This window comes from Pseudomonas sp. PDM16 (genome assembly GCF_014851865.1).
Taxonomy (GTDB): Bacteria; Pseudomonadota; Gammaproteobacteria; order Pseudomonadales; family Pseudomonadaceae; genus Aquipseudomonas.
This window is the reverse complement of record NZ_JACVAM010000039.1, coordinates 1-255: the sequence shown is the minus strand read 5'-3', so window position 1 is coordinate 255 and position 255 is coordinate 1. Positions and strand designations below refer to the sequence as shown.

Genomic DNA, 255 nt, shown 5'->3' with positions numbered 1-255 from the left:
AAAAGCACGACGTCTCAATCTATACAGATGACGAGTCTGAATCTTCATCTGGCGTCTACGCCGAGCTACGAGGTGTGGCATCCGAAGCTGAGCTTGAGCGTCGGCTTCTAACCAAAAAATCCGTATCTAAAGCAAGTCGCGCAAATCTAATTGCCATCCTTGCACTTATTGTTTCAGTTGCCTCACTAATAGCCACAGTCTGCTCAAGTACAGGCCCCTAACAATGCGCTCAACTGCCGCTCACTCCGAAAAAAT

At 47.8% G+C, this 255-nt stretch carries 1 protein-coding gene; it reads left to right on the top strand.

Annotated features, from left to right (window positions below; translation table 11 throughout):
- On the top strand, window positions 1-221 hold a 221-nt coding region (locus IB234_RS24095), incomplete at its 5' end, for a hypothetical protein (protein ID WP_225580785.1).
- Window positions 222-255: the final 34 nt, after the last annotated feature.